This is a genomic window from Streptomyces luteireticuli (assembly GCF_041519305.1).
In the GTDB taxonomy this organism is placed as follows: domain Bacteria; phylum Actinomycetota; class Actinomycetes; order Streptomycetales; family Streptomycetaceae; genus Streptomyces; species Streptomyces luteireticuli.
The window spans coordinates 1,850,256-1,876,167 of record NZ_CP167927.1 but is presented as its reverse complement, the minus strand read 5'-3'; the positions used below and the strand labels follow the sequence as shown (position 1 = coordinate 1,876,167).

Genomic DNA, 25,912 nt, shown 5'->3' with positions numbered 1-25,912 from the left:
CGGAAAGGGGCGAGGCCACCGGCCCCGCCCCCCTCCGGCGCTCATGCGCGGCGGCGCGCCCCCGGCACCCGCAGCGGCCGCGAGCCCGGGCCGCCGATGTGCGAGAACGGCTGCCGCCGCCAGTCCAGGCTCTCCGGCAGCGTGAGCAGCAGCGCCGTGTCCAGTTCCTGGGCGCCCCCCGACGCGTCGGCCGGCTCCGCGTCCTCCGCGGCCCGCCCGGAGCCGGGGCAGACGGTGAGCCCGAACGGATTCCACGGGGACGGGCACAGGGCGTGCTCCGGGAGCTCCTCCTCGTCCGCGAGCAGCGCGATGGGGCGCGCGCAGTCCGGGCACGTCACCCGGAACATCGACGTCAGGTCCGTCGGATCCGTCATGTCGTCCGTGCTGCCGTACGCGCTGCTGTCGCCGTCGTTCTCGAGGCGTTCCAGGCCGGTCATCGTCGTTCTCCCCCTCGGCTGGGCCCGGCCGGGGCGTCTCGGCCCCGGCCACAGCAAGCACTTCCCTGGGGCACTGCGAGGTAATCGCCCAGGCCGGGGGGACACGGGCGCGGACCTGTGGTGTTCGTCACGCGTCACGTACGCCTGCGGTGATGCCGACTGTGCCGGGCGCACCCGGACCCAGTAGGTTGACCGGCGTGGAGGAGCTGGACAGAGAGATCGTGGAACTGCTCGTCAAGGACGGGCGGATGAGCTACACCGACCTGGGCAAGGCCACCGGCCTGTCCACCTCGGCGGTGCACCAGCGGGTGCGCCGGCTCGAACAGCGCGGCGTCATCCGCGGTTACGCGGCGGTGGTCGACCCCGAGGCGGTCGGCCTGCCGCTGACCGCGTTCATCTCGGTGAAACCCTTCGACCCCAGCGCCCCCGACGACATCGCCGACCGCCTGGCGGAGATCCCGGAGATCGAGGCGTGCCACAGCGTGGCGGGCGACGAGAACTACATCCTCAAAGTGCGGGTGGCGACGCCGCTGGAGCTGGAGCATCTGCTGGCGCGGATCCGGTCGTTGGCGGGGGTGTCGACGCGGACGACGATCGTGCTGTCGACGCCGTATGAGGCGAGGCCGCCGCGGGTGGGGTGAGGTTGCCCCCTCCGGGGAGCTTGAGGACGAACGCGGCACAGCCGCGTTGCCCCGCGCGGCAGCGCGCAAGAAACGGTGAAAGGGCGGGACCGGGGCAAAAACTCACCCCCGAGCCCCCCCGCACAACCCCCTCCCGCCAAACTGGTGCCATGAGCGAGCGCCCAGACCAGACAACGACCATCCTGCTGCGCAACGGCGAGGTGCACAGCCCCGCAGACCCCTTCGCGACCGCGATGGTCGTGGAGAGAGGCCACATCGCCTGGGTCGGCTCCGAAGGCGCCGCCGACTCCTTCGCCGACGGCGTCGACGAGGTGATCGACCTGAACGGCGCCCTCGTCACCCCGGCGTTCACCGACGCACATGTGCACACCACCGCCACCGGCCTCGCGCTCACCGGCCTCGACCTCACCGGCGCCGCGACGCTCGCCGAGGCGCTCGACCGGGTGCGGGCGCACGCCGCCGCCCGCCCGGCGGACCGGATCCTGCTCGGGCACGGCTGGGACGCCGACCGCTGGCCCGAGCGGCGGGCGCCGTCCCGGGCCGAGCTCGACGCGGCCACCGGTGGCCGGCCGCTCTACCTCACCCGGGCCGACGTCCACTCCGCGGTGGTCACCACGGCCCTCCTCGACCTCGTCCCCCACCTCCGCGACCTGCGCGGCTTCAGCCCGGACGGGCCGCTGACCGACGCCGCCCACCACGCGGTGCGCACCGCGGCGCACGCCGCCGTCACGCCCGCGCAGCGCACCGCGGCGCAGCGCGCCGTGCTCGCCCGGGCGGCCTCGCTGGGCATCGGTTCGGTCCACGAGTGCGCCGGCCCGCAGATCTCGGGCGAGGACGACCTGACCGGCCTCCTGCGGCTGGCGGCCGAGGAGCCCGGGCCCCGGGTCGTCGGCTACTGGGCCGAGGCCGTCGCATCCGCGAACGACGCCGCCCGGATCCGTGAACTCGGCGCGGTCGGCGCGGCCGGCGACCTGTTCGTCGACGGCTCGCTCGGCTCGCACACGGCGTGCCTGCACGAGCCGTACGCCGACGCCCCGGGGAGCACCGGCACCGCGCACCTCGACGTGGCCGCCGTCGCGGCCCATGTCACCGCCTGCACCGAGGCGGGCCTCCAGGCCGGCTTCCACGCGATCGGCGACGCCGCGCTGACCGCCGTCGTGGACGGCGTCCGGGCGGCGGCCGGGAAGCTGGGACTCGACCGGGTGCGCGCGGCCCGGCACCGGATCGAGCACGCCGAGATGCTCACCCCCGGGCACATCGCCGCCTTCGCCGAGTTCGCCCTGACCGCCTCCGTCCAGCCGGCCTTCGACGCCGCCTGGGGCGGCGAGGACGGCATGTACGCCGCCCGGCTGGGCCGCGAGCGGGCCCGCACCCTCAACCCGTACGCGGCCCTGCTGCGCGCCGGCGTACCGCTGGCGCTGGGCTCCGACAGCCCGGTGACCCCGCTCGACCCGTGGGGCACCGTGCGGGCCGCCGCCTTCCACCGCACGCCCGAGCACCGCGTCTCGGTGCGCGCCGCCTTCACCGCGCACACCCGCGGCGGCTGGCGGGCCATCGGCCGCGACGACGCGGGCGTGCTGGTGCCGGGCGCGCCGGCGGACTACGCGGTCTGGGAGGCGGGGGAGCTCGTCGTCCAGGTCCCGGACACCCGGGTGGCCAACTGGTCCACGGACCCCCGCTCGGGCACGCCGGGCCTGCCGGACCTCACCCCCGGCGGCCAACTGCCCGTCTGCGTCCGGACGGTGGTGGGCGGCCGGACCGTCCACGAGCGGCCGAACGAGTGACGCACCGGCACGGCGTACCGCCGAACGACGTGCCCTCGGCCTGTCGCCCTGTGTGACGCCCTCCGTACTGACCTGGTGATTTGAGGCAACGACGCAGGTCAAACGGCTGTTGACAGGGTGCGGGCCGTGGCCGGTAGGTTCGGCCGGGTCCACCACAGGACGTCCGACCGGAGAGCTCCACGCAGTCGTCGAACGCCGCTGGGCCACGAGGCGGGGCGCCACCGCGCACCGCCACCGGGAGCCAGGTCCAGCGCACGGGGGCGGGGGAGTTCCGCCGGGCCGGCAGGTGTGACCCGGGTGGGGCCCGGACGTTCAGTAGACAACGGTTCCAGGGGAAACCGCAGCCAGCGGTTCCCCGGCCGGCCCGAAGGACACCGCGCCCCACCCGCCGTCCCCGCTTCCCCGAGCCATTCCGCACCCTGGGAGCAGGCAGTCCCGGGACCGAGGTACGGTCACGTGACCCCTGAACGACCTCCAGGAAGGCGCGACCGTGCCCCCGGGTTCCGACACCTCCGCCGCAGCCGTCGGCGACTCCGCACCCCCGCGTGCGCTGCCGCGCCCCGGCCGGGCCGCCCGGCTGGCCGCGCTGGCCCGCCGCGAGGCGGCGCGCACCGGCCTGGCCGCCGCGACCGGCACCGTGCTGGCCTTCGCCTTCCCGCCGTATGACCTGTGGCCGCTGTCCGTCCTCGCGGTCGCGGCGCTGGCCCTGCTGACGCACGGGCGCACCGCCCGCCAGGGCGCCTGGACCGGCTTCGTCCTCGCCCTGCCGTTCTTCTTCCTGCTGCTGCGCTGGCTGAACGTGGTCGGCTACGACGTGGTGTTCGGCCTGTCCGCCGCCGAGGCGCTGTTCGTGGCCGCGCTGGGGGCCTGCCTCGCGGTCGTCTCTCGGCTGCGCGGCTGGCCGCTGTGGGCGGCCTGTCTGTGGGTGGCCCAGGAGTGGGCGCGCGACCGGATGCCGTTCGGCGGCTTCCCGTGGGGGCGGCTGGCCTTCGCCAACACCCACTCGCCGTTCACCCCGCTCGCGGCCCTGGGCGGTGCCCCGCTGGTCTCCTTCGCCGTGGCCCTGACGGGCGGGCTGCTGGCCTTCGCGGTGCTCGCGGCGCTGCGGCTGCGGGGGAGCGGGGCGCCGCGGGGCGTGCGCCCGCTGCTGCCCCCGGTGGAGGCCGCGGCGGTCGCCGTCGCGGTGACGCTGGCCGGGTACGCGGTCCCCGTGCCGACGAAGGCCGACGACACGGTGAACATCGCCGTCGTCCAGGGCGACGTCCAGAAGCCGGGCATGGACTTCCTGGGCCGCCCGATGATGATCCTCAACAACCATGTCAACGCGACCCTGGACCTGGCCCGGGACGTGAAGGCGGGCCGGGCGAAGAAGCCGGACCTGGTCATCTGGCCGGAGAACTCCTCCGACCTCGACCCCTTCCAGGACAAGGCGGCCTACGCCCGCATCGACCAGGCGGTCAGGGCGATCGGCGTGCCCGTCCTCGTCGGCGCGCTCGTCGACCACCCCACCAAGGCGGGCTACGTCTACAACGAGGGCATCGTCTGGGACCCGAAGACGGGGCCCGGCGCCTCGTACACCAAGCAGCACCCCGTGCCGTTCGGCGAGTACGTGCCCTTCCGCGAGGAGCTCAGCAAGGTCATCTCGCGGCTGCAGCGGGTGCCCCGCGACTTCTACCCCGGTGACCACACGGGCGTCATGAAGGTGGGCCCGGCCCGCCTCGGCGACGTCATCTGCTTCGAGGTCGCCTACGACGAGATCGTCCGCGAGACCGTGAACGCGGGCGCCCGGGCGCTGGTGGTGCAGACGAACAACGCGACGTTCGGCCGCACCGACCAGCCCGAGCAGCAGCTCGCCATGTCCCGGCTGCGGGCCGTCGAGCACGGCCGGGCCGTGGTGACGGCCGCCACCAGCGGCATCAGCGCGGTCGTCGGCCCGGACGGCACGGTGGAGCAGCGCGCCCCCGAGTTCACGCGCCAGGTCATCAGCGCCACGATCCCGCTGCGGGACGGCACCACCGTCGCCGACCGAGCCGGTGCGGCGCCCGAATGGACGCTCGCTATCGTGGGCCTCCTCTCCTGCGCGGCCGCACTGCTGATCGGCCGTCGGAAACGACCGGAGGAGACCATGAACAAGAAGGGCCAGCAGTGACAGACGGCGGTCAGCGGAAATTCGGTCCGCTCGGTACGACCTTGGTGATCATTCCGACCTACAACGAGGCGGAGAACATCGAGCCCATCGTCGGCCGGGTGCGGGCCGCCGTACCGGAGGCGCACGTGCTCGTCGCCGACGACAACAGCCCCGACGGCACCGGCAAGATCGCCGACGAGCTGGCCCAGGACGACGACCACGTCCATGTGCTGCACCGCAAGGGCAAGGAGGGCCTCGGCGCCGCCTACCTGGCCGGCTTCCGCTGGGGCCTGGACCAGGGCTACGGCGTCCTGGTCGAGATGGACGCGGACGGCTCGCACCAGCCGGAGGAACTGCCCCGGCTGCTCACCGCGCTCAAGAGCGCCGACCTGGCGCTGGGCTCCCGCTGGGTGCCCGGCGGGCGGGTGGTGAACTGGCCCAAGTCCCGCGAGTTCCTCTCCAAGGGCGGCTCCACCTACTCCCGGCTGATGCTCGACGTCCCGCTGCGCGATGTCACCGGCGGCTACCGCGCCTTCCGGCGCGAGACGCTGGAGGGGCTGGGCATGGAGGAAGTGGCCTCGCAGGGCTACTGCTTCCAGGTCGACCTGGCGTGGCGGGCGGTGAAGGCGGGCTTCCATGTGGTGGAGGTGCCGATCACGTTCGTGGAGCGGGAGCTGGGGGACAGCAAGATGAGCCGGGACATTGTGGCCGAGGCGTTGTGGCGGGTGACGTCTTGGGGGGTCGGGGCGCGGGTGTCGAAGGCGCTGGGGCGTCGGGGGTAGGGGTTTGCCCCGGTCCCGCCCTTTCGCCGTTTCTTCCGGGGGCTCCGCCCCCTCGGCCCGGCACCGTGCTCCGCACGGTGGGCGGGGGCTGCGCCCCCTGCACCCCTGCTTCCGGGGCTCCGCCCCGGACCCCGTTTGTCGCGGCTCCGCCGCTCGTCCTCAAACGCCGGACAGGCTGGATCGGCGTGCCATCTCAGCCCGTCCGGCGTTTGAGGACAGCGCCCGCAGGGCGCTTCAGGGGGCCAGGGGCGCAGCCCCGGTCAAGGCCCGGCGGGCGCAACCCGAGCGGGGTCCAGGGGGCGAAGCCCCCGGTGGGGTGCAGGGGCGAAGCCCCGCCCCACCGCGGCGGAGCCGCGGCACCGGGCCGAGGGGCGGAGCCCCGGAAGAAACGGTGAAAGGGCGGGCCGGGGGCACACTCCACCGCCCAGGCACACTTGAGGCATGACGTTCGGAACGCCACAGCAGCCCGTGAACAGCCGACAGCCCCTGCGCGGAGGGCCGCGCAAGCTGATCCCGCTCGCCATCGCCGTCTGGGCGGTCCTGGAGATCTGGCTCCTGATCCTGGTCGGTGACGCGGCCGGCGGATGGGCCGTCTTCGCGCTGCTGGTCGCCGGGGTGGCCGCCGGCTCGTATGTGATCAAGAGGGCCGGCCGGCGGGCCTGGCAGCGGCTGACCGAGTCGCTCCAGCCCCCCGGCGGACCCGCGACCGGGGCCGAGGCCCCGACCGCGACCGGGGCGTCCGGCGGGGGCAACGCCCTCACGATGCTGGGCGGCCTCCTGCTGATGGTCCCCGGCCTGCTCTCCGACGCCGCCGGGCTGCTGTGCCTCTTCCCGCCGACCCGCTCGATGATCCGCAAGGCCGTGGGGCGCCGCTTCGGGCGCTCCGCCGGCGGCCGGGCGTTCGCGCAGGCCCGGATGCAGGCCCCGGACGGCAAGGTGGTCCAGGGCCAGGTGATCCGGGACGACGAGCGCCCGGCGCCGCGCGCCGACGACCCGCAGCTCCCCCGCTAGCGAGGAAGCACAAGAGGAAGCACAAAAGGGCCCGGCCACCGCGGAAGCGGTGGCCGGGCCCTTGTCGTGCGCCGCGGCCGTCAGGCCGACTTGCGGCTGTCGCGCGGGTGCACTGCGATGTTCATGGTGCCGGAGCGCAGGACCGCCAGCCGTTCGGCCAGCACTTCCTCCAGCTCCTCGCGGGTGCGCCGCTCCATGAGCATGTCCCAGTGCGTACGCGCGGGCTTGCCCTTCTTCTCCTCGGGACCGTCGCCATCGACCAGGAGTGACACGGCGCCGCACGCCTTGCACTCCCACTCCGGCGGAATCTCCGCCTCCACAGAGAACGGCATCTCAAATCGATGGCCGTTCGGGCATGCGTACTCCACCGCCTGGCGCGGGGCCAGATCGATGCCGCGGTCGGTCTCGTAGCTGGTCACCACAAGTCGCGTGCCGCGGAGAGCTCGCTCACTCATGAATTCGTGCCTCCCGGGCTTGTCGCCCACAGGACAGGTGTCGCTGTCGTCGTCATCCGGTCAACGTCCGGTCGGCGGTGAAGATTCCCCGTTGAGGGACATGCGTCGCCCGTCGTGCCGCCCCTTGTTGTACCCACCGGCGCCCGGTTTGTCACATCTGACAACAGATGTCACCCAGCGTTTCTGGCGCTTCAGCGCGCAGTAACGGTTCATCGGTGGGTCAGAGGCGTACACTACCGGCTCGCCGTTCCGGACCGTGCACCGGGGTCCTCCATGGATACGGCGGCGACGGCCGGGGCGGGAGTGTTCCCGGCCACGGTCCGGCTCTCCGGAGCCGTCCCGGACGGGCCGAACAGACGCAGGGAGAACTGTGCCAGCGGTCCGATCGCCACCGCGAAGAACACCGTCCCGACCCCGACCGAGCCGCCCAGCGCGAAGCCGGTCGCCAGCACCGCCAGCTCGATGCCGGTGCGCACGAGCCGCACCGAGCGTCCCGTCCTGCGGTGCAGCCCGGTCATCAGTCCGTCGCGCGGGCCCGCCCCGAAGCGGGCCGAGATGTACAGGCCGGTCGCCAGCCCGCACAGTGCCACGGCGAGGACGAGCAGCGGTATCCGGACCCACAGCGAGGAGGGCGCGGGCACCAGCGAGAGCGTGGCGTCCAGCGACAGCCCGATCAGCAGGACGTTGGAGACCGTGCCGAGCCCGGGCTTCTGGCGCAGCGGGATCCACAGCAGCAGCACCAGCGCGCCGATCAGGATCGAGGCCGTCCCGATCGACAGCCCGGCGTGCCGGGCCACCCCCTGGTTGAGTACGTCCCACGGCGGCAGCCCGAGCCCCGCCCGCAACTGGAGCCCCGCGCTCGCCCCGTACAGAGCGAGTCCGGCGTACAGCCGGACGAGACGGCCGGCGATCTGCTGCGTCCCGGCTGGTGTCGGTGTCGGCACTACCCCTCCCCGATGTTCTCGGCCGGCCCCGACGGTGGTGCGGGTGGCCTGTCTCGTGGCAGTCTGTGGACTGGAAGCACCGAAGATCCATGGCCAATTCTGAAAAGGTGGACTGCAACGATGAGTCAGTGGACCGCCTCGGTAGGGGCACAGCAGCTCGCCCGGCTCCTCGACGCCCAGGGCGGGGACGGCGCGGTGACGCCGCTGGGCGGCCGCCGGGTGCCCGCCTACCGCTCCCTCGCCGACCGCATCCGGCTGCTCGTGCTGGAGGGCCGCGTCCCGGTGGCCGCCCGGCTGCCCGCCGAGCGCGAGCTCGCCGCCGCGCTCTCCGTCAGCCGCACCACCGTGGCCGCCGCCTACGAGGCGCTGCGCGGCGAGGGCTTCCTCGAATCCCGGCGCGGCGCCGGCAGCTGGACCGCCGTGCCCGCGGGCAGCCCGCTGCCCAGCCGGGCGCTGGACCCGCTCCCGCCCGACGCCACCGGCTCGATGATCGACCTCGGCTGCGCCGCCCTGACGGCCCCCGAGCCCTGGCTCACCCACGCCTTCCGGGGCGCGCTGGAGCAACTCCCGCCCTATGCGCACACCCACGGCGACTACCCCGCGGGGCTGCCCGCGCTGCGGCAGGCGCTCGCCGACCGCTACACCGCGCGCGGCGTGCCGACCATGCCCGAGCAGATCATGGTCACCACCGGGGCGATGGGCGCGGTCGGCGCCATCTGCCGGCTGCTGGCCGGGCGCGGCGAGCGGGTCGCCGTCGAGTCACCGTCGTACGCCAATGTCCTTCAGCTGATGCGCGAGGCCGGCGCCCGGCTCGTGCCCGTCGGGATGGCCGACCGGCTCGCAGGCTGGGACCTGCCCGCCTGGCGCCAGGTCCTGCGGGACGCCGCCCCACGCCTGGCCTACGTGATCGCCGACTTCCACAACCCCACCGGCTCCCTCGCCCCCGAGGGACAGCGCCGCGAACTCGTCGAGGCGGCCCGGGCCGCCGGCACCGTACTCGTCGCCGACGAGACCATGGCCGACCTCGTGCTGGAACCCGGGCTGGAGATGCCCCGCCCGGTCTGCGCCTTCGACCCCGCCGGCAGCACCGTGGTCACCGTGGGCTCGGCCAGCAAGTCCTTCTGGGCCGGGCTGCGCATCGGCTGGGTGCGCGCCGCCCCCGAGGTGATCCGCAGCCTCGTGGCCGCCCGCCCCTACGCCGACCTCGGCACGCCCGTGCTCGAACAGCTCGCCGTCGCCTGGCTGCTGGACGGCGGCGGCTGGGATGCCGCCGTCGCCGTACGCCGCGACGAGGTCCGCGTCAGCCGGGACGCCGTCGTGGACGCCCTCGAACGGCGCCTCCCGGACTGGGAGTTCGGCGTCCCGCGCGGCGGGCTCACCCTGTGGGTGCGCACCGGCGGGCTCTCCGGCTCGCGCATCGCCCAGGTCGGCGAGCGGCTGGGGGTACGCGTGCCGTCCGGACCGCGGTTCGGGGTCGACGGGGCCTTCGAGGGGTACGTACGGCTGCCCTTCACCGTCGCCGCGCCCGTCGCCGACGAGGCGGTGGCGCGCCTCGCCGAGGCCGCCCGCCTGGTGGCCACCGGCGCCCCCGTCGCCGTCGACGCCCCCCGGACCTTCGTGGCCTGAGCCGTCCGGGGCGGGGGCCGCGGCCACGGACGGCGGCCACTCCGGCAGCAGCGCCAGCACCGCGCGGCGCTGCGCGTCGGGGGCGTCCTCGTCGTACGGGTCGGGCGTGGCCGGCACCTGGAGGCGGTGCACGGGGCCGGTGCCCAGCCGGGCCCAGCCCCGGCCCGGCGGCACGTTCTCGACGGGGGTGGTGTCGGGCGGCCCGCCGAGCACGGCGCGCACCTGCTCGACGGGGACCGGGCCGAGCACCGCCCGGGCCCGGGTGTGCGCGAGGACCGCCTCGGCCAGCAGCCGGGCGTTCTCCAGCTGTTCGCCGACGACGACCGTCACGTTCGCGGCCCGGCCGTGCCGCAGCGGCACCTGGAGCAGCTCCTGCGGGTCCGCCAGCCCCTGCCGGGCGGCGAGTTCACCCAGTGCGGCGGGCCGGTCCACCACGATCCACAGTGCGCGGCGGACGTCCTCGGGGGCCGGACGCCCTTGCTGCCGCGCCGTGTTGGTGGCCACGAGCCGCCGCTGCGTCTCCTGCTCGGCCCACTCCAGCGCCGCCAGGCAGCCGGACAGCCCCGACTCCGCGGCCAGGACGCCCTCGCGGCCGGCCAGACAGCTGAACTCGCCGGTGCCGCCGCCGTCCACGACGACCGCGTCCCCGTGCGGGAGCGCCTGCAGCAGGACCGAGCGCAGCAGCGTCGTGACGCCGGCCGCGGGCGTCCCCAGCACCAGCAGGTGCGGCTCCGTGGACTGCCGGCCGGTGCGCCAGACGACCGGCGGGACGTCGTGGGTGCGTTCCCCGTCGGTCACCGGCAGCGTCCGCCGGACGGTGCCGGGGTCCGTGAACCCGAGGACGATCTCGCCCGGCGCCGTCACGAAGCGCTGTGCGCCGATGCCGGCCGGCAGCGCGGGCAGCGCGGTCACCTCCAGGGTGCCCTCCTCCTCGTCCCACGCGAAGCGGTACTCCCGATCCCGGCCCGCCCTTATCCGCAGCAGGTGCTCGACCCTGGCGCGCGCGTCGCTCTCGCCGTCGGTGAAGTACGCCGGGTAGCGCAGCCGCAGGGTGACCAGCCGGCCCTCCCGGTCGAAGCCGTGGTCGTCGAAGGCCTCCCGCCAGCCGCCCCCGTGGCGGTAGAGCGGCGCGGGGTCCAGCGGGGACGAGAAGTAGGGCACCAGCGCCTCGTACAGCGACTGCAGCCGGGCGGCCAGCGGGTCCTGGCGGCCCGTCGGCTCCTGCGCCCGGTCGCGTCCGCGCCATGCCCCGGCCGCCAGCAGGGCGGCCGCGGCGAGCGGCGGGCCGTACGGCACGAGGGCGACGATGAGGACGCACGAGGCGGCCAGCAGCAGCGCGGCGCCGCGCTGTTCCCGGGGCGTGCGCGCCCAGCCCCGCCGCCCGGCGGCCGCCAGCGAGCGCCAGCCGCGCGCGACGGTGATCACCGGATGCAGCACGTCCCGGGCGCCGTCGGTGACGCTCCGGGCGAACTCCCGCCCGTGGGGCAGCCGTTCCCGGCCGGACCCGGTGCGGTCGGACAGGGTGCGGGAGACTCCTCGCCGGCCCATGACGGCCTCCTGTGGACGACGTTGGTGCGGACCCCGAGGTGCGGCTCCGAGGCCGTCAGAACCTCAGGCCGCCGAGCAGCCCCGCCAGGCTGGCGCCGCCCGCCTTGATGCTGGGAGCGATGGCCGTGCCCGCGAGGTAGAAGCCGAACAGGGCGCAGACGAGCGCGTGGGACGCCTTCAGCCCGTCCTTGCGGAAGAACAGGAATACGACGATGCCCAGCAGCACGACGCCGGAGATGGAGAGGATCATGGAGGGTCTCCTGACTGGTGGGGCGGTCACCACGGTCACCATGGGTCCCTCCAGAGTCACAGCAAGCAGGAACCCCGACATCCGGGAAGAGGCACACGAGTGACGCGCCGCCCGGGTCACCCGGTCGGACCCGGCCCGCCTCCCCGGGGCGTGTCCGTCACGCGGCGGCGCTACGTAGGGTGGGGCCGGAACGACAGGAACCGACCGACCGATCCCCGAGGACGCAGCCCATGCCCGAGCCCACCCCCGAGACCGAGCCCGCCCACGACCCCGAGGTGCTCCAGCTCGCGGCCAAGGTCTTCGACCTGGCGCGCCACGGCGACACCGACACCCTCGCCGCCTATGTGGACGCCGGAGTTCCGGTCAACCTCACCAACGACCGGGGCGACACCCTGCTGATGCTCGCCGCGTACCACGGCCATCCGCACACCGTCGAGGTCCTGCTGGCCCGCGACGCCGATCCGAACCGGGCCAACGACCGCGGCCAGACGCCGCTGGCCGGTGCCGTGTTCAAGTCCGAGGACGAGGTGGTCCGGCTGCTCCTGGAGCACGGCGCGGACCCGGCCGCGGGCACGCCGTCGGCGGTCGAGACGGCCGGCATGTTCGGGCGCCAGGACCTGCTGGAGCTGTTCGCGGGGAAGTGACCGGAGGCAGGAAAAGGGGGACTTGACGGGGACGCGGAAGCCTCTTGCGTCCGGCCGACCTCAACTCCCCCATGCGCACCACTACTTGACGTCGCGTCGTCCGTGCCGCCGCCGTGGCCCCCGCGGTCACCTGCCGTGCGTCACGCCCGCCCCGTCCGCCGACGCGGCGCCCGGGGCGGTGCCCCGGTCAGGGGAGGGGGTGGGGCGGGGGAGAGCCCCACCCCGCGGACGCCAGCGCCGCGTCCACCGTGTCCGCCTCCTCCGGACGCTTGTCCTCCCGGTAGCGCACCACCCGCGCGAACCGCAGCGCCACCCCCGCCGGATACCGCGACGACCGCTGCAGGCCGTCGTACGCGATCTCCACCACCAGCTCCGGCCGCACCCGCACCACCCACCCGTCGTCGCTCACCGCCAGCTCCCGCAGCCGCCGCGTCTGCCACTCCAGCACCGCGTCCGTCAGGCCCTTGAACGTCTTGCCGAGCATGGCGAACGTGCCGTCCGGACGCCGCGCGCCCAGGTGCAGGTTGGAGAGCCGGCCGGTGCGGCGGCCATGGCCCCACTCGGCGGCCAGGACCACCAGGTCCAGCGTGTGGACGGGCTTGGCCTTCAGCCAGGAGGCGCCCCGCCGGCCCGCCGTGTACGGCGCGTCCAGGGCCTTGACGACCACGCCCTCGTGACCGCGGCGCAGCACCTCCGCCGCGAACTCCCGGGCCGCCGCGCGGGCGGCGGGGTCCGCGGGGTCGGGGACGGCGAGGCGCCGGACGCGCAGCGGTTCCGGGACGATCCGGGCCAGTTCCGCGTGCCGCTCCGCCGTCGTCAGGCCGAGCAGCTCGCGCCCGTCCACGGCCAGGACGTCGAAGAAGACCGGCGAGAGGGGCAGCCCGGTGCCGGAGCGGGAACCGACCCGCCCGGCGACCTCCTGGAACGGGTGCGGCCGCCCGTCGGCGTCCAGGGCGATCACCTCGCCGTCGAGGACGACGGAGGAGACGGGCAACGCGGCGGCCGCGGCGGTCACTTCGGGCAGGCGGGCGGTGATGTCGTCCAGGGTGCGGGTGTGGACGGTCACGTCCGCGCCGTCCCGGTGCACCTGGACGCGGACGCCGTCCAGCTTCTCCTCCACCGCGCACGGCCCCAGCCGGTCCAGCGCCTCGTCCACGTCCTCGGCCGTCTGCGCGAGCATCGGCAGCACCGGGCGCCCCACCCGGAGCCGGAAGGCCGTCAGCGCCGCCGGCCCGTGCGCCAGCAGCTCCCGGGCGACGGCGCCCGGCGAGCCGCCGAGCATCACCGCGCGCCGCACCTCGTCCGGGTCCGCGCCCGTGGCGGCCGCCACGCCCTCGACGGCCAGCGCGTCCAGGGCGCCCTGGCGCAGCTCGCCGCCGATGAGCCGGAGCAGGAAGCGCTGCTCGCGCTCCGTGGCGCGGGCCAGCAGCGCGTCGACCAGGCGCTTGCGCTCCGCCTGGGCGCCCTGCCCGCCCACCGCCGCGAGGGCGGTGAGCGCGGCGTCCACGTCGGGGACGGTCAGCGAGGGGACGGCCGCCGGGGCGGGCGGGTCCTGCAGGGTGCGCCAGCCGACGCCGGTCCGGCGCTGCGGGAGCCGCCCCGCCAGGTACGAGACGACGAGCGGTGCCTCCGCGGGCTCGGCCTGCCGGAACAGCCCGGCCAGCAGCTCCGTCTTGGCCGTCCGCGAGCGCACCGCGGCGACCTCCGCGGAGACCCGGGCCAGAGCGTCCAGCAGCACGCTTTTATGGTGCACCGGGCTCACGCCCTGTGCCGCCCCCGGAGGGGCGCAGCGGTGCGAGGCGGCCGGCACCGCCCCGGGCTACTCCGGGCGCGCGGGCGCCCGTTCGCGCCCCGCCGCGTCGCTGATCCTGAGCAGCAGGGCGACCATGAGCCAGTTGGCCACCAGCGAGGAGCCGCCCTTGGCGAGGAAGGGCAGGGCCTTGCCGGTCAGCGGGATCAGCCCGAGCACACCGCCGGCCACCACGAAGACCTGGAGCGCCAGCGCCGCCGCGAGGCCCACGGCGAGCAGCTTGCCGAACGGGTCGCGCGAGCGCAGCGCCACGCTCAGACCGCGCTGGACGAGCAGCGCGTAGAGCAGCAGGATCGCCATCACCCCGGCGAGCCCCAGCTCCTCGCCGACGGTGGTGAGGATGAAGTCGCTGCGGCCCGCGAAGCCGATCAGCTCGGGGTGGCCCCGGCCCAGGCCCGTGCCCGTCACCCCGCCGCTGCCGAAGCCGAAGAGGGCCTGCGCGGCCTGGTCGGAGATCAGGCCCGGGGGCCGCTGTCCCTTGGGCAGGTAGATGTCGAAGGGGTGCAGCCAGGCGACGATGCGCCCCTTGACGTGCGGCTCGGTCGAACCGACGGCGGCGGCCCCGACGGCGGCCATCAGCAGGCCGCAGACGACCCAGCTGGTGCGCTCGGTGGCCGCGTAGAGCATCACCACGAACAGCCCGAAGAAGATCAGCGAGGTGCCGAGGTCGCGCTCCAGGATCAGGACCATCAGGCTCAGCACCCACACCGCGAGGATGGGGGCGAGCTGCCGGCCGGGCGGGAGGCGGACGCCGAGGACCTTGCGTCCGGTGAGGGCGAGGGCGTCGCGGTGGGTGACCAGGTAGCCGGCGAAGAAGACCGCGATCATGGTCTTGACGAACTCGCCGGGCTGGAACGACAGCGGCCCGAGGAAGATCCACCGCTTGGCGCCGTAGGTGTCCCCGGGGAAGGCCGCGGGCGCCATCAGCAGCACCAGGGCCACGGCCATCGTCAGATAGATGTAGCGCTGGAGCCGCCGGTGGTCCCGGAGCACCAGCAGGACGCCCACGCAGACGGCGACGCCGATGACGGTCCACAGCAGCTGGCCGGAGGCGGTGCCGGGGGACTCGTACCGCTTGGCGTAGGCGAAGTCCAGCCGGAACAGCAGCACCAGCCCGATGCCCGACAGCAGGGTCGCCAGGGGCAGGATCAGCGGGTCGGCGTCGGGCGCCCAGCGGCGCAGCACCAGGTGCGGGACCAGGGCGAGGCAGACCATGCTCCCCGCGAAGCCCGCGAGCTGCGGCGGGATCTCCCCGGTGGTCGCCAGCCCCGCGTAGAGGTAGCCGAACGTGCTGATCAGGACGGCGAGGCAGAGCAGCACGGCCTCCCGCAGACGGCGCCGTCCGCGGGCCGCGGGGGGCGGGACGGGCGCCTCGCCGCCGTCGTCCTGCGTGCGCACGGGTTCCACGGTCACACCCGTCATGTTGATCGGCTCCGGCCATGGAAAACCCGGGCCGGTTCAAGATTTCTCGGCAATCCGGTGCGTCTCGTCTCATCCTCGACATTCGATATCTGCACGCCACCAGCGTCACATATCCGACATGGAGGACTGTTGTCCGGCACTCCGTGGTAGCGGTGCGTCATGGCGCGACCGCCGAAGGTGAGGTCCGTAACCGCCCGGGGGTGCGGTGAGTTGACCTCACGGCAACGCGCCCCGCTGCACACCGGAACAGGAGAGTGGTTCATGAGCAAGCGCCAGAAGGGCCGCAGGCACCGCAGGGTCAACCGCACCCCGAGGCCGGTCGGCCCGTCCCGCCCGCGCACCCGCCCCGAGCCGGAGCGGACCGTCGCCCCCGACCTGGGCCGGCACACGGCCAGGACCTGGGACGGCCTGTGCTCCTACGGGGCGGGAGGCGCGTCCGTCGAGGACCTGTGCGCCGCGGTCGGCTACCAGCCGCGCACCATCCTCAAGCACGTCGCCGGGCTCGCCGGGCAGGGGCTGGCGGAGCAGCGCGGCGACCGCTGGTACGCGCGGAGCGGGGCCGGGGTGCTCGTCGGGGCGCAGGGCGGCTGACGGCCCGTCGGTGCCGGCCCTCCGTCGTCCTCCGTGATCCTTCCGTCATCCCCACGGGTGAATGCCCGTGATCCCATGCGGTGTTGGGGTCCGATGATCTACTCTCGCCCGCATGCCCGACATGGATGAGATCATCGGACGGATCCGCCGTGACATGGACTCGCAGCTCCGCAAGCGAGCGCGCCGGGCGCTCGGCGAGGGGGCGGACCGGTCCGGCTGGGCCGCCGTCGGCCCGGACGAGCCCGCGGCGGCCGGAGCCGCCGCGGGGACCGTCGTTCCCGGCCCGGCCGACGAGGGACCCGCGGCGGTCCGCCCGCGCTGACGCGCGCGGCGGGCGGCGCGGGGGCGCCCCGTCAGCGCCGGGTCCGGGCCCGGTCCACGCCCAGTCCCGCCAGGGCGAGCGCGGTCACGCAGCAGACGGCGCCCACGATGACGTTGCTGACGGTGGCGGCCGTGCCGAAGGAGTGGCCGGCCACGACCCAGGGCGAGACGATCGTCCAGACGCCCACGCCCAGTGCGGCCCAGCTCATGGAGTGCGTGCGCTCGTAGGCGGAGCCGAAGCCACCGGCCAGGAGGGCGAAGGCGATTCCGGTGATGAGGTTGTTCGCGGTCAGGGTGGTCGCTCCGTTGAAGCCCACGATCCAGGCGGAGGCGGCCAGGTAGACGCCGCACAGCAGGGCGAGCGCCTCGACGGCCTGGGCGGCGGGGAGCGCCGTCGTCTCCTCCGAATGGGCGCGGAGGGCCATGATGTCCGGGTGGTGCTCGATCCGGGGTGACGTTGGGGCGGTCACGTCGGCCACCTTCTTTCCACACGGGGAACAGGAGAGTCGGACCTCTTGTATTTTAACCTCATTGAGCCTTAATTCACCTGAATGGGGTGAATGGTCCGATCTGATGACGTGCGAGGCGTCGAGGGCGTACCGGACGGGTGTGCGGGGAAGGGTGTTCTTCCAGGGGCCGGTGCCGTACCCGGCCCGTGTCCCCGGAACGACACCGCACGGCTCGTCAGGGGGAGGTACCACCTCATGGAACAGCCCGCAGCACAGGAAGAACTCCTGCCGGAGCGCTTACCGGGCCCCGGTGACGGGCCGGCCGGCCCCGCGCCCGCCCTCCGGGCCCCGGCGCGCGGCGAGCCCGGACCCCATGTGCCCGACGGCGTCGACGTCTTCGACGCCTTCCGCGCCTTCGGCGACGAGGACGACGAACCGCACATCGTCCGCGGCATCGACTGACCGCGCGGCCGGGGACGGTTCCGAGGGGCCGCCCCAACGCTCATGCGACGTTCCCCGGGCGGAAAGATCCCCGTGGCCCGCGCCACGCCCCCGCTGTGGACAACAGCGATATGCGTGTCGCCATCGTCACCGAATCGTTTCCGCCCGACATCGACGGCGCCGCCCACTGGGCCTGGCAGACCGTCCGGCACCTGGAGCGGCACGGTCACGAACCGCTCGTCCTGGCGCCCGCGCGCCGCCGGGTCCGGTGCCGGAGCGACGTCGTCGCGGCGGTCGTGCGGCTGCCCGCACCGGTCTGGCCGGGCGGCCGGCGCCTCGCGAGGGCGCTCGCCGCGCACCGCCCCGACCTCGTGCACGTGACGGGGTCCGATGCGCTGAGGGCGCGCGGCGTGGCGGCGGGCGGCCGGCTCGGCGTGCCCGTGGTGGCCGTCCGGCGGACCGTCCCCGCGGGCCCCGCCGAGGGCGGGCGCCGGACCGCCGACCGGACCCTGGCGCCGTCCCCCGCGGCGGCCCGCGCCCTGGCCGAGTGCGGAGTGCCGCGGGTGCGGCCGTGGCCGCCCGGGGTGGACCCCGAGCGGTTCCACCCCCGCCGCCGCGACCTCGAACTGCGCCGTGCGCTGGCGCCCGGCGGGGAGCTGATCGTCGGTTACGTCGGCCGGCTCGCCGCCGAGAAGCGGCTGGACCTGCTGGCACCGGTCTGTGCGCTGCCCGGCGTGCGGCTGGTGATCGCCGGCGACGGCCCGTACGCGGCGGCGCTGCGCGGGCTGCTGCCGGGGGCGCGCTTCCTCGGCTGCCGTACGGGGGACGAACTCGCCCGGATCCACGCCTCCTTGGACGTCTTCGTCCATCCCGGACCGCCGCGGGCCTCTTCCCTGGGCGTCCGTGAGGCGCTGGCCAGCGGCGTACCGGTGATCGCCCCCGCGACCGGCGATCCCTGCGACCCCGTCCGTCACGGCCGCACCGGCCTGCTCGTGCGCCATGGCGACGCACAGGCGCTGCGCGACGCGGTCCTGACGCTGGAGTCGGGCCGGAGGCGGCGGGCGGAATTCGGGTTGGCGGGGCGGGAGTTGGTGGCGGGGCGGACGTGGGAGGTGGTGGGGGATCAACTGCTGGGGTATTACGGGGAGGTGGTGGGGGTGTCCGTGGGGTGACACGGCCCCCGGCCGTGTCACCCCCGCGCCACCACGAACCGCACCCGCACCCCCGGCCCCGCCTGCGCCGCCCCCGCCAGCGCCTCCTCCGCGACCACGCCGATCACCGGATACCCGCCCGTCGTCGGATGGTCGGCCAGGAAGACCACCGGGCGCCCGTCCGGCGGGACCTGTACCGCGCCCAGCACCATTCCTTCGCTGGGGAGTTCGCCGGTGCCCGGCCGGCGTTCCAGCGTGGGACCCTCCAGGCGCAGGCCGATGCGGTTGCTCGCCGGCGAGACCCGGAAGCGGCCGGCCGCGAGGGCGGCCCGTGCCCCGGGGGCGAACCAGTCGTCCCGGGGGCCGGGCACGAGCGGCAGGACGAGTTCGCGGGCGGGCGGTGCCGCCCACGGGACCGCGTCCGCCGCGACGGGCGGCCCGCAGGGAGCGCCCAGCGGGAGGACCGCGCCGTCGGCGAGCGGCTCGGGCCCGAGGCCGGAGAGCAGATCGCGCGAGCGGCTGCCGAGCACGGGCGGTACGTCCACCCCGCCCGCGAACGCGACGTAGCTGCGCAGCCCCGCGGTCGCCGGCCCCACGTCGAGGACGGTGCCGGCGGGCAGCCGCACCGGGGTGCCCCACGCGACCGGACGGCCGTCCGCCCGGACCGGGCCGGGGGCGCCGGTCACGGCCGCCGTCACCGGTGAGGAGACGCGCACGGCACAGCCGTCGACCGTGGTCTCCAGGGTCGCGCGGCCGGCCGGGTTCCCCACGAGCCGGTTGGCCAGCCGGTGGGCGGGCCCGTCGAGGGCGCCGGAGCGCGGGACGCCGAGGTGGGCGTGGCCGGGACGGCCCAGGTCCTGCACGGTCGTCAGCGCCCCTCCCCGGACGACCGTCAGGGCGTTCACCGGAGCACCTCGAACCGCACCCGGCGGCCCGGCACCAGCAGCGCCGCCGGTTCCCGCCCGGCGTCCCACATCACCTCGTCCGTACGGCCGACGAGCAGCCAGCCGCCGGGGGAGGAGCGCGGGTAGACGCCGGTGTACGCGCCGGCCAGCGCGACCGAGCCGGCGGGCACGGAGGTGCGCGGAGTGGCCCGGCGCGGCACGTGCAACTCCTCCGGCAGGCCGGTCAGATAGCCGAAGCCGGGCGCGAACCCGCAGAAGGCGACCCGGAATTCGAGCGAGGAGTGGACGCGCGCCACCTCTTCCTCGGGGACCTGCCACAGGGCCGCGACCTCGGCCAGGTCGGCGCCGTCGTAGTGCACGCCGATGACCGCCGGTTCGCCCTCGGCGGGCGGCGGCGGAGGCACGGTCCACGCCGCGATCTCGGCGGCGAAGGAACCGGGATCGGCGAGGCCGTCCAACAGGACGGTGCGCGCGGCCGGGACGATCTCCGTCACGGGCGGCAGCGCGCCCGCCTCCCGGCGGCGCAGCAGTTCGGCGTGGAGCGCCTGGGCCGCCGCGGTGTCCGCGACCTCGATGAGCAGGGCGTGCGGCCCCACGCGCAGGGGACGCGGCGCGGCGGTCATGCGAACGCCTCCAGCCGGACCCCGGCGGACTCCAGCGCCTCCCGCACCCGCCGGGCGAGCGCCGCCGCGCCGGGCGTGTCGCCGTGCAGGCACAGCGAGCGGGCGCGGACGGTGACGTCCTCGCCGGTCAGAGTGGTGACGGACGCCTCGCGGGCGAGGCGCACCGAGCGGGCCACCACGGCGTCGGGATCGGTGATCACGGCGCCCTCGGTGCCACGCGGGACGAGTGTGCCGAGGGAGGTGTAGGCGCGGTCGGCGAACGCCTCGGCCACGACGGGCAGTCCGGCCCGCCCGGCGGCCTCGTGCAACTGTGAGCCGGGCAGGCCCAGGACGGGCAGCGGGGCCCCGGCCGCGAGGACGCCGGCCACGACGGCCGCGGCCTGCCCGGCGTCGGCGACGGTGCGGTTGTAGAGGGCGCCGTGCGGCTTCACATAGGCCACGTCGGTCCCGGCCGCGCGGGCGAAGACGCGCAACGCGCCTATCTGATAGGTGATTTCGTCCGCGAGCTCGTCCGCGGGCACATCCATGGCGCGCCGCCCGAAGCCGGCCAGGTCGCGGTAGGAGACCTGGGCCCCTATGCGCACCCCGCGCGCGGCGGCGAGTTCGCACACGCGGCGCATGGTCGAGGGGTCGCCGGCGTGGAAGCCGCAGGCGACGTTGGCGCTGGTGACGACGGAGAGCAGGGCCTCGTCGTCGGTCAGCCGCCAGCGCCCGAAGCCCTCGCCCAGATCGGCGTTGAGGTCGAGGACGGTCACGGGCGCTCCTCCGGCATGGTGTCGACGATGAGCCGCCGGGCGTCGTCCAGATAGGCGGTCAGCTCGGCCTCGGCGCGGGTGTACTCGCCCTTGGCCAGGAGCTGTTCGATGGCGCGGTTGCGGACCAGGAAGGGTTCGTGGAAGCGGCGGGGCGAGGGCATCGTGTGGAAGGCCAGGCGCAGTTCGGCGAGCAGCCGGTCCATGGCGGTGTCGACGCGCGGGCTGGCGCAGAGCCCGGCCAGCGCCCGGTGGAAGGCCAGGTCGGCGGTGGCGACCGCCGGCCAGTCGCCGTCGTCGGCGGCCCACTCGGCCTCCGTCACCGCCGTGGTCACCGCATCGAGCAGTGCGGGGGGCGCGTGTTCGGCGGCGCGCACGCCGGCGGTCTCCAGGGCGCCGCGCATCCGGTAGATGTCCGTGACGTCGTCGGGGCCGGGGACGCGGACGAACACCCCGCGGTTGACCTGGTGTTCGACGAGGCTGTCGTGGACCAGCAGGCGGAACGCCTCGCGCAGGGTGTTGCGCGAGACTCCGAGGTCCAGGCTGAGCGCCTCCTCCGAGAGCTGGGTCCCGGGCGGCAGGGCGCCGCGCTCGATCCGCTCGCGGAGTGCGGCGGCGAGACGTTGCGCGGTGGAACGGGTCATGACATCTCCTCAGGAGAGGTGACCGGGCGCAAACCCTTGAGGATTGTTGAACAACATCCTAGCCTCCTCGCCAGTCACCTCACCCGGTCGAGTGAGGTCCGAGATGCGAAAGGCGGGGCGCATGCTCGTACTTCTGGGCGTCCTCGTGGTCGTGGCCGGGTTCGCCGCGCGGCGCAACCCCCTGCTCGTCGTCGGTGTGGCGGGCATCGTCACCGGCCTGCTCGGCGGCCTGTCGCCGCGCGAGGTGCTGGCCGCCTTCGGCACCGGATTCGCCGGCAGCCGGGGCGTGACGATCTTCGCCGTCACCCTGCCCGTCATCGGCCTGCTGGAACACCACGGCCTCCAGGAGCAGGCCCGCAGGCTCGTCGCCCGCTTCGCCTCCCTGACCGCCGGCCGCTTCCTCGCCCTCTATCTGCTGCTGCGCCAGCTGACCTCCGCCGTCGGGCTGGGCGGGGTCCTCGGGCACGCCCAGACCGTGCGGCCGCTGGCCGCGCCGATGGCCGAGGCCGCGGCCGAACGGGCACACGGCCCGCTGCCGGACAAGGCCCGCGAACGGATCCGCTCGTTCGCCGCCAGCGCCGACAATGTCGGCTTCTTCTTCGGCGAGGACGTCTTCCTGGCGGTCGGCTCCATCCTGCTCATCACCGGCTTCGTCAACACCACTTACCACACCCGTCTCGAACCGCTGGAGCTCGCGCTGTGGGCGATACCGACGGCCGTGTGCGCCCTCGCCGTGCACGGGTGGCGGCTGCTGAGGCTGGACCGCGGGCTGCTCGTCGCCCCGCCCGCGGACCGGAAGGCGGCGGTGAAGTGATCAAGGCGGAGTGGTTCTACTGGCTCGTCGGCGGGCTCTTCCTGGTGCTGGCCGCCCAGATGCTCACCGACCGCACCAACCCCAGGCGCCACGGCAGTGCCCTCTTCTGGGGTCTGCTCGGCCTGGGCTTCATCTACGGGACGTGGGTGGCCGACCACCGCGCCCCGGCCGAACCGCTGGGCGCCGCCGTCCTCGTCATGGCCGGCCTCGCGGGCTTCGGCCGCACCGGCCGCGGCGCGCCGCCCGAGGGGGCGGCGGAACGGCGTGCGGCGGGCGCCCGGCGGTTCGGCGGGCGGCTGTTCGTCCCCGCCCTGACGGTCCCGGCGGTGGCCCTGGCCTGTGCCGTCGGCCTCAAGAAGGTGCACTGGGACGGCGGTCCGCTGTTGCAGAAGGGCAGCGAGACCGTCCTCGGGCTCGGCATCGGCTCGGTCGTCGCCCTGGTCGTCGGCATGGTGATGCTCCGTGAGAAGCGGCTCGCCACGCCGCTCCACGCGGGCCGCTCGATGCTGGAGTCGATGGGCTGGGCGGTGCTCCTGCCCCAGCTGCTCGCCACCCTCGGCGCGATCTTCGCCGCCGCCGGGGTCGGCGACCAGGTCCGCAGGATCACCGCGGCCGTGCTGCCCGACGGCTCGGTCTTCCTCGCGGTCGTCGTCTACTGCGCGGGCATGTTCCTGTTCACCGTCGTCATGGGCAACGGCTTCGCCGCCTTCCCGGTGATGACGGCCGCCGTCGGCTGGCCCGTCCTGGTCGAACAGGCCCACGGGAACGCCCCGGCCGTGCTCGCGCTGGGGATGCTCGCCGGTTTCTGCGGGACGCTGGTGACGCCGATGGCCGCCAACTACAACCTCGTTCCGGCGGCTCTGCTGGAGCTGGGCGACCGGTACGGTCCCATCAAGGCCCAACTGCCCACGGCTTTCATCCTTCTTGGATGCAATATGGCCATTATGTTCCTTTTTGCCGTCTGAGTTGGCGGGCCCGGCGCCCGCGGAACGTGCCGTTTCGGCCGATGTCAGTGCGACCGCTTACTCTGTGCGACGTGACATCTCCAGCCCCGGCGGCCGTTCCGCCCCAGCTCAACGGTCCCCTCGCGCGGCCGGCCCCGGGCCCGGCCGCCGACGAGGGCCTGGCCCGCCGACTGCGCGCGCTCGCCTGCACGGCGCCCCTGCACGACCTCGACGCGCGCAAGGCCAACCTCGCGGGCGAGTACGGGGTGTACGCGATGGCGGAGGTGGCCCTGGCCGCCATCGACCTCGTCACGCTCAACATGGACTTCGACACCGGCGCCGACCATGAGCAGATAGTGACCAGGCTCCTGCCCCGCGTCGCCGCCCAGGCGCCCGGGCGCCCGCAGTCCGAGCACGAGCGCGTCGCCCGCTGGGTGCTGGAGAACCTCATCAACGTCGGCAGCGCCGACCGCGGCTTCCGCGTCGTCTACGGCACCTTCGGCACCGACGGCGCCTACGTCCGCCGCGACTACGACTTCAAGCTGATCGAGGAGGTCCCCGGCCCCGGCGGCACGGTCTTCCTGCGCGCCACCGACGAGGCCGTCAACGTCCTGGTCGGCGCGCTCGACACGGACGTCACCAGCGCCCAGATCGCCGCCGAGGTCAAGCTGGAGGTCCTCGTCAGCCGCGGCCGCCTCGCCGACGCACAGCTCGCCGCCGAGCAGGCCCGCTACCGGACCGTCCAGTACGCGGAGACCCTCCGCAAGACCCTCGACGCCACCCGGCGCAACGTCCGCGCCGTGGACTGGCTGAACGCCGTCCCCGACATGATCGCCGAGGCGCTCGACCACGTCGCCGACCGCTACCGCCACGAGAACGCGATCCTCACCAACATCCGCAAGGTGCGCGACGAGGCGGCTTCCGGCAGCGACCCCGAGCACAAGCGGCGCGCCGCCGAGCTCGTCGACATCGTCAAGGACTGCATCCGCCGGCACACCCAGCTCCAGTCCCGGCTGCTGGAGGCCGGGCCGCTGTTCCGCGCCGAGCAGGACCGGCAGGCGTTCGCCACCCCGGCCGCCCGGTCGGGCCTCGATCTGTACGGGCAGCTGCTGGCCCCCGTCCTGCCGCTGCCGCTGGAGCAGGCCGGACGCGTCACGGAGGCCTTCTTCGCCCGGGGCGCGGGGCTGCGCACCCCCGCGTCCGTGCGCGTCGGCGACCTCGTCGAGCTGCTGCTGACCCCGCCCGCCGAGCGGGAGCACCTGGGCGCGGAGATGCCGGAGCCGGACCTCATCGCGACGCCGGACGACAGCCGCTTCAGCGAGGAGCAGCTCGCGAGCGCGATGGAGCTGCTGACGCTGCCGGCGGACGCGCCGCGCCGGCTGTCCGGACTGCTCGCGGACGCGCGCCTGCGCGACCCCGAACTGCCGTACCTCGTCGCGCTGCTGGCCGTCCACGCGGCGAGTCCGGCCGTGGGCACGGCCTACCGCCAGGGCGAGACCTCGCTGCTGTTCGCCGTCGACGATGGCACGCCGCTCGACGACCCGGGGTTCGGCGGCGCCGACCTCATCGTGGGGACGGCGCTGCTGGACGCGGCGGGGATGGCGGCGGATCGTTCGGAGGGGGCGTAGTGGCTTCCCCTACCCCGCCCTTTCACCGTTTCTCGCGCGCTGCCGCGCGGGGCAACGCGGCTGCGCCGCGTTCGTCCTCAAGCGCCGGACGGGCTGAATCTCGCGCCCGGGCGCACGAATCAGCCCGTCCGGCGATTGAGGACAGCGCCCGCAGGGCGCTTCGGGCCGAGGGGCGCAGCCCCGGGAGAAACGGTGAAAGGGCGGGACCGGGGCACACTCCATCCCCCCACGCAGCCGCAGCCACCACGCAACAGGAGCCACACCCGTGACTGACCACGACCTCGTCGACGAGACGCCGGACGCCCCCGGCGCCGAGCCGGAGCGGTCCGGCGGTGCCCCCCTCACCCCCGCCGACGCCGCCGACGCCGCAAGGCTCATCGCCTTCGGCCTCCAGCCCAAGCTCCAGCCCGCCCGCGACGCCGAGTACACCGAGCTGCTGCGCCGCCACCGCGAGGACCCCGCGTTCGCCCGGCTCGCCGACGCCGTCGCCGCCGGGCTCGGGCTCGTCGTGCTGGAGGTGTCCACCCGGGCCGGGATGGCCGTCACCGCCGCCGAGGACTCGGTCTTCGCCGTCCGCATGGGCGACTACGCCCGCCGGGCCACCGTCGACTCCGGGGACCGCTTCCTGCACGGGCTGGCCCATCTCGCCGTCGCGGCCATGGCCTTCCCTCGCCCCGAGGACCTCGCCGACGACGGCTACATCGGCCGGGTGACCGTCAACGGCGTGGACGCCTTCGTCCGCCAGGCCTGCCGCCGGCTGGAGGAGCGGGCCGCCGAGGGCGGGGAGAACACCGACCCGGTCAGTGAGGCCCCCGGCCTGGAGGCCGCCTGGCGGGTCTACGCGCGGCGAAGCGCCACCGGCGCCACCAAGGACGCCCGTCGGCTGGCCGGTTCGACCACCGGGATCATCGCCAAGGCCGTCGCCTTCCTCGTCGACTCCGGCTTCCTCCAGCGCACCGGCGACGACGCGGGCGGCGCCTTCCGCACGACCCCGCGCTACCAGCTCCAGGTCCGCGACATGGCCGGCAGCGCCGCCATGACGGAGCTGCTGGAGCTGGGCGTCGTGCCGGTGGGCGACGGCCTGCCCAGCCTGCTGCCGCCGGACGACGCCGACGACCTCGAGCTGGTCGCCGACGCCGGCCTGCCCTTCCACGCCAACTGACCACG

At 74.8% G+C, this 25,912-nt stretch carries 26 protein-coding genes and 1 pseudogene; 15 read left to right on the top strand and 12 right to left on the bottom strand.

All coding sequences use genetic code 11. The annotated features are described in order from the left end of the window. Window positions 1-41: 41 nt before the first annotated feature. On the bottom strand, window positions 42-437 hold the full coding sequence (locus AB8735_RS07660) for a hypothetical protein (RefSeq protein ID WP_344029965.1): 396 nt from the start codon (window positions 435-437) through the stop codon (window positions 42-44). A gap of 197 nt (window positions 438-634) precedes the next feature. Between AB8735_RS07660 and AB8735_RS07655 the strand changes: the two genes are divergently transcribed. From AB8735_RS07655 to fxsA, 5 genes are all read left to right on the top strand, one after another. Continuing rightward, window positions 635-1,078 carry an Lrp/AsnC family transcriptional regulator gene (locus AB8735_RS07655; protein WP_030365423.1) on the top strand — a complete coding sequence of 148 codons (444 nt, stop codon included), beginning with the start codon at window positions 635-637 and terminating at the stop codon, window positions 1,076-1,078. 149 nt (window positions 1,079-1,227) lie between these two features. Then, window positions 1,228-2,862 (top strand): amidohydrolase, encoded by a 1,635-nt coding sequence (locus AB8735_RS07650; protein ID WP_372406253.1) that lies wholly within the window; start codon window positions 1,228-1,230, stop codon window positions 2,860-2,862. A 490-nt stretch (window positions 2,863-3,352) separates the two neighbouring features. Further along, window positions 3,353-5,011 carry an apolipoprotein N-acyltransferase gene (lnt, locus tag AB8735_RS07645; RefSeq protein ID WP_344029985.1) on the top strand — a complete coding sequence of 553 codons (1,659 nt, stop codon included), beginning with the start codon at window positions 3,353-3,355 and terminating at the stop codon, window positions 5,009-5,011. Next, window positions 5,008-5,772, top strand: coding sequence for a polyprenol monophosphomannose synthase (locus tag AB8735_RS07640; protein ID WP_344029988.1), 765 nt, complete (start codon window positions 5,008-5,010; stop codon window positions 5,770-5,772). The genes lnt and AB8735_RS07640 overlap by 4 nt, the downstream gene beginning before the upstream one ends. 441 nt (window positions 5,773-6,213) lie before the next feature. Beyond that, a complete protein-coding gene (gene fxsA, locus AB8735_RS07635) occupies window positions 6,214-6,783 on the top strand; it encodes an FxsA family membrane protein (RefSeq protein ID WP_344029992.1) in 570 nt (189 codons plus the stop codon). Window positions 6,784-6,863: 80 nt separating this feature from the next. Here fxsA and AB8735_RS07630 read toward each other — a convergent pair whose 3' ends face one another. Further along, window positions 6,864-7,238 carry an RNA polymerase-binding protein RbpA gene (locus AB8735_RS07630; RefSeq protein WP_344029995.1) on the bottom strand — a complete coding sequence of 125 codons (375 nt, stop codon included), beginning with the start codon at window positions 7,236-7,238 and terminating at the stop codon, window positions 6,864-6,866. Window positions 7,239-7,471: 233 nt separating this feature from the next. Further along, window positions 7,472-8,182, bottom strand: a complete 711-nt coding sequence (locus AB8735_RS07625) for a YitT family protein (RefSeq protein WP_372406249.1) — start codon at window positions 8,180-8,182, stop codon at window positions 7,472-7,474. Between the two features lie 120 nt (window positions 8,183-8,302). Between AB8735_RS07625 and AB8735_RS07620 the strand changes: the two genes are divergently transcribed. Further along, complete coding sequence (locus tag AB8735_RS07620; RefSeq protein ID WP_372406247.1) at window positions 8,303-9,808, top strand: PLP-dependent aminotransferase family protein; 1,506 nt, start codon at window positions 8,303-8,305, stop codon at window positions 9,806-9,808. 6 nt (window positions 9,809-9,814) lie between these two features. Here AB8735_RS07620 and AB8735_RS07615 read toward each other — a convergent pair. Next, window positions 9,815-11,356: pseudogene (locus AB8735_RS07615) on the bottom strand (hypothetical protein); the annotation flags it as partial. 55 nt (window positions 11,357-11,411) lie between these two features. Further along, the gene (locus tag AB8735_RS07610) at window positions 11,412-11,606 is read right to left on the bottom strand and encodes a hypothetical protein (protein WP_004948848.1); all 195 of its coding nucleotides are present in this window, start codon (window positions 11,604-11,606) and stop codon (window positions 11,412-11,414) included. A gap of 230 nt (window positions 11,607-11,836) precedes the next feature. Between AB8735_RS07610 and AB8735_RS07605 the strand changes: the two genes are divergently transcribed. Further along, on the top strand, window positions 11,837-12,250 hold the full coding sequence (locus AB8735_RS07605) for an ankyrin repeat domain-containing protein (protein ID WP_344030004.1): 414 nt from the start codon (window positions 11,837-11,839) through the stop codon (window positions 12,248-12,250). A gap of 187 nt (window positions 12,251-12,437) precedes the next feature. Here the strand turns inward: AB8735_RS07605 and AB8735_RS07600 are convergent, their stop codons facing one another. Beyond that, window positions 12,438-13,988, bottom strand: a complete 1,551-nt coding sequence (locus tag AB8735_RS07600) for an ATP-dependent DNA ligase (RefSeq protein ID WP_372406246.1) — start codon at window positions 13,986-13,988, stop codon at window positions 12,438-12,440. A gap of 81 nt (window positions 13,989-14,069) precedes the next feature. Then, window positions 14,070-15,482, bottom strand: coding sequence for an FtsW/RodA/SpoVE family cell cycle protein (locus tag AB8735_RS07595; protein WP_372406243.1), 1,413 nt, complete (start codon window positions 15,480-15,482; stop codon window positions 14,070-14,072). 261 nt (window positions 15,483-15,743) lie between these two features. Here AB8735_RS07595 and AB8735_RS07590 point away from each other — a divergent pair, with 261 nt between their 5' ends. Both AB8735_RS07590 and AB8735_RS07585 read left to right on the top strand, forming a co-directional pair. Then, a complete protein-coding gene (locus AB8735_RS07590; protein WP_344030009.1) occupies window positions 15,744-16,073 on the top strand; it encodes a hypothetical protein in 330 nt (109 codons plus the stop codon). A gap of 112 nt (window positions 16,074-16,185) precedes the next feature. After that, window positions 16,186-16,395, top strand: a complete 210-nt coding sequence (locus AB8735_RS07585) for a hypothetical protein (RefSeq protein ID WP_344030012.1) — start codon at window positions 16,186-16,188, stop codon at window positions 16,393-16,395. A gap of 31 nt (window positions 16,396-16,426) precedes the next feature. Here the strand turns inward: AB8735_RS07585 and AB8735_RS07580 are convergent, their stop codons facing one another. Next, complete coding sequence (locus tag AB8735_RS07580; protein WP_344030015.1) at window positions 16,427-16,864, bottom strand: SPW repeat protein; 438 nt, start codon at window positions 16,862-16,864, stop codon at window positions 16,427-16,429. Window positions 16,865-17,098: 234 nt separating this feature from the next. On the opposite strand from AB8735_RS07580, the gene AB8735_RS07575 reads away from it, so the two are divergent. Together AB8735_RS07575 and AB8735_RS07570 are read left to right on the top strand one after the other, a co-directional pair. Further along, window positions 17,099-17,305: a hypothetical protein gene (locus AB8735_RS07575; protein ID WP_344030018.1), complete on the top strand. Its 207-nt coding sequence runs from the start codon at window positions 17,099-17,101 to the stop codon at window positions 17,303-17,305. Between the two features lie 110 nt (window positions 17,306-17,415). Beyond that, window positions 17,416-18,456, top strand: a complete 1,041-nt coding sequence (locus AB8735_RS07570; protein WP_372406240.1) for a glycosyltransferase — start codon at window positions 17,416-17,418, stop codon at window positions 18,454-18,456. A 17-nt stretch (window positions 18,457-18,473) separates the two neighbouring features. On the opposite strand, the gene AB8735_RS07565 is transcribed toward AB8735_RS07570, so the two are convergent. The 4 genes from AB8735_RS07565 to AB8735_RS07550 are packed head-to-tail and all read right to left on the bottom strand — an operon-like array spanning window position 18,474 to window position 21,359. Further along, complete coding sequence (locus tag AB8735_RS07565) at window positions 18,474-19,340, bottom strand: biotin-dependent carboxyltransferase family protein (RefSeq protein ID WP_372406239.1); 867 nt, start codon at window positions 19,338-19,340, stop codon at window positions 18,474-18,476. Beyond that, window positions 19,337-19,963: an allophanate hydrolase subunit 1 gene (locus AB8735_RS07560; protein ID WP_372406237.1), complete on the bottom strand. Its 627-nt coding sequence runs from the start codon at window positions 19,961-19,963 to the stop codon at window positions 19,337-19,339. The genes AB8735_RS07565 and AB8735_RS07560 overlap by 4 nt, the downstream gene beginning before the upstream one ends. Further along, entirely contained in the window at window positions 19,960-20,718 is a 759-nt protein-coding gene (locus AB8735_RS07555; RefSeq protein ID WP_344030031.1) for a 5-oxoprolinase subunit PxpA, read from the bottom strand. The genes AB8735_RS07560 and AB8735_RS07555 overlap by 4 nt, the downstream gene beginning before the upstream one ends. Continuing rightward, a complete protein-coding gene (locus tag AB8735_RS07550) occupies window positions 20,715-21,359 on the bottom strand; it encodes a GntR family transcriptional regulator (protein ID WP_372406234.1) in 645 nt (214 codons plus the stop codon). The genes AB8735_RS07555 and AB8735_RS07550 overlap by 4 nt, the downstream gene beginning before the upstream one ends. Before the next feature lie 121 nt (window positions 21,360-21,480). On the opposite strand from AB8735_RS07550, the gene AB8735_RS07545 reads away from it, so the two are divergent. From AB8735_RS07545 to AB8735_RS07530, 4 genes are all read left to right on the top strand, one after another. Beyond that, window positions 21,481-22,173, top strand: a complete 693-nt coding sequence (locus AB8735_RS07545) for a 5-oxoproline transporter, DUF969 family subunit (protein WP_372406232.1) — start codon at window positions 21,481-21,483, stop codon at window positions 22,171-22,173. Beyond that, a complete protein-coding gene (locus AB8735_RS07540) occupies window positions 22,170-23,138 on the top strand; it encodes a DUF979 domain-containing protein (protein ID WP_372406231.1) in 969 nt (322 codons plus the stop codon). Before AB8735_RS07545 ends, AB8735_RS07540 begins: the two co-directional genes overlap by 4 nt. Window positions 23,139-23,209: 71 nt before the next feature. Continuing rightward, window positions 23,210-24,745: a hypothetical protein gene (locus AB8735_RS07535; RefSeq protein ID WP_344030043.1), complete on the top strand. Its 1,536-nt coding sequence runs from the start codon at window positions 23,210-23,212 to the stop codon at window positions 24,743-24,745. A gap of 265 nt (window positions 24,746-25,010) precedes the next feature. Next, window positions 25,011-25,907, top strand: coding sequence for a hypothetical protein (locus tag AB8735_RS07530; RefSeq protein ID WP_372406229.1), 897 nt, complete (start codon window positions 25,011-25,013; stop codon window positions 25,905-25,907). Window positions 25,908-25,912 lie beyond the last annotated feature (5 nt).

Excerpts from the sequence above, each read along its gene's own strand:
- AB8735_RS07660 (WP_344029965.1), bottom strand. The coding sequence starts at position 437 with ATGACCGGCCTGGAACGCCTCGAGAACGACGGCGACAGCAGCGCGTAC.
- AB8735_RS07650 (WP_372406253.1), top strand. The coding sequence starts at position 1,228 with ATGAGCGAGCGCCCAGACCAGACAACGACCATCCTGCTGCGCAACGGC.
- fxsA (WP_344029992.1), top strand. The coding sequence starts at position 6,214 with ATGACGTTCGGAACGCCACAGCAGCCCGTGAACAGCCGACAGCCCCTG.
- AB8735_RS07630 (WP_344029995.1), bottom strand. The coding sequence starts at position 7,238 with ATGAGTGAGCGAGCTCTCCGCGGCACGCGACTTGTGGTGACCAGCTAC.
- AB8735_RS07620 (WP_372406247.1), top strand. The coding sequence starts at position 8,303 with ATGAGTCAGTGGACCGCCTCGGTAGGGGCACAGCAGCTCGCCCGGCTC.
- AB8735_RS07610 (WP_004948848.1), bottom strand. The coding sequence starts at position 11,606 with ATGATCCTCTCCATCTCCGGCGTCGTGCTGCTGGGCATCGTCGTATTC.
- AB8735_RS07605 (WP_344030004.1), top strand. The coding sequence starts at position 11,837 with ATGCCCGAGCCCACCCCCGAGACCGAGCCCGCCCACGACCCCGAGGTG.
- AB8735_RS07595 (WP_372406243.1), bottom strand. The coding sequence starts at position 15,482 with ATGACGGGTGTGACCGTGGAACCCGTGCGCACGCAGGACGACGGCGGC.
- AB8735_RS07590 (WP_344030009.1), top strand. The coding sequence starts at position 15,744 with ATGAGCAAGCGCCAGAAGGGCCGCAGGCACCGCAGGGTCAACCGCACC.
- AB8735_RS07585 (WP_344030012.1), top strand. The coding sequence starts at position 16,186 with ATGCCCGACATGGATGAGATCATCGGACGGATCCGCCGTGACATGGAC.
- AB8735_RS07575 (WP_344030018.1), top strand. The coding sequence starts at position 17,099 with ATGGAACAGCCCGCAGCACAGGAAGAACTCCTGCCGGAGCGCTTACCG.
- AB8735_RS07570 (WP_372406240.1), top strand. The coding sequence starts at position 17,416 with ATGCGTGTCGCCATCGTCACCGAATCGTTTCCGCCCGACATCGACGGC.
- AB8735_RS07560 (WP_372406237.1), bottom strand. The coding sequence starts at position 19,963 with ATGACCGCCGCGCCGCGTCCCCTGCGCGTGGGGCCGCACGCCCTGCTC.
- AB8735_RS07550 (WP_372406234.1), bottom strand. The coding sequence starts at position 21,359 with ATGACCCGTTCCACCGCGCAACGTCTCGCCGCCGCACTCCGCGAGCGG.
- AB8735_RS07545 (WP_372406232.1), top strand. The coding sequence starts at position 21,481 with ATGCTCGTACTTCTGGGCGTCCTCGTGGTCGTGGCCGGGTTCGCCGCG.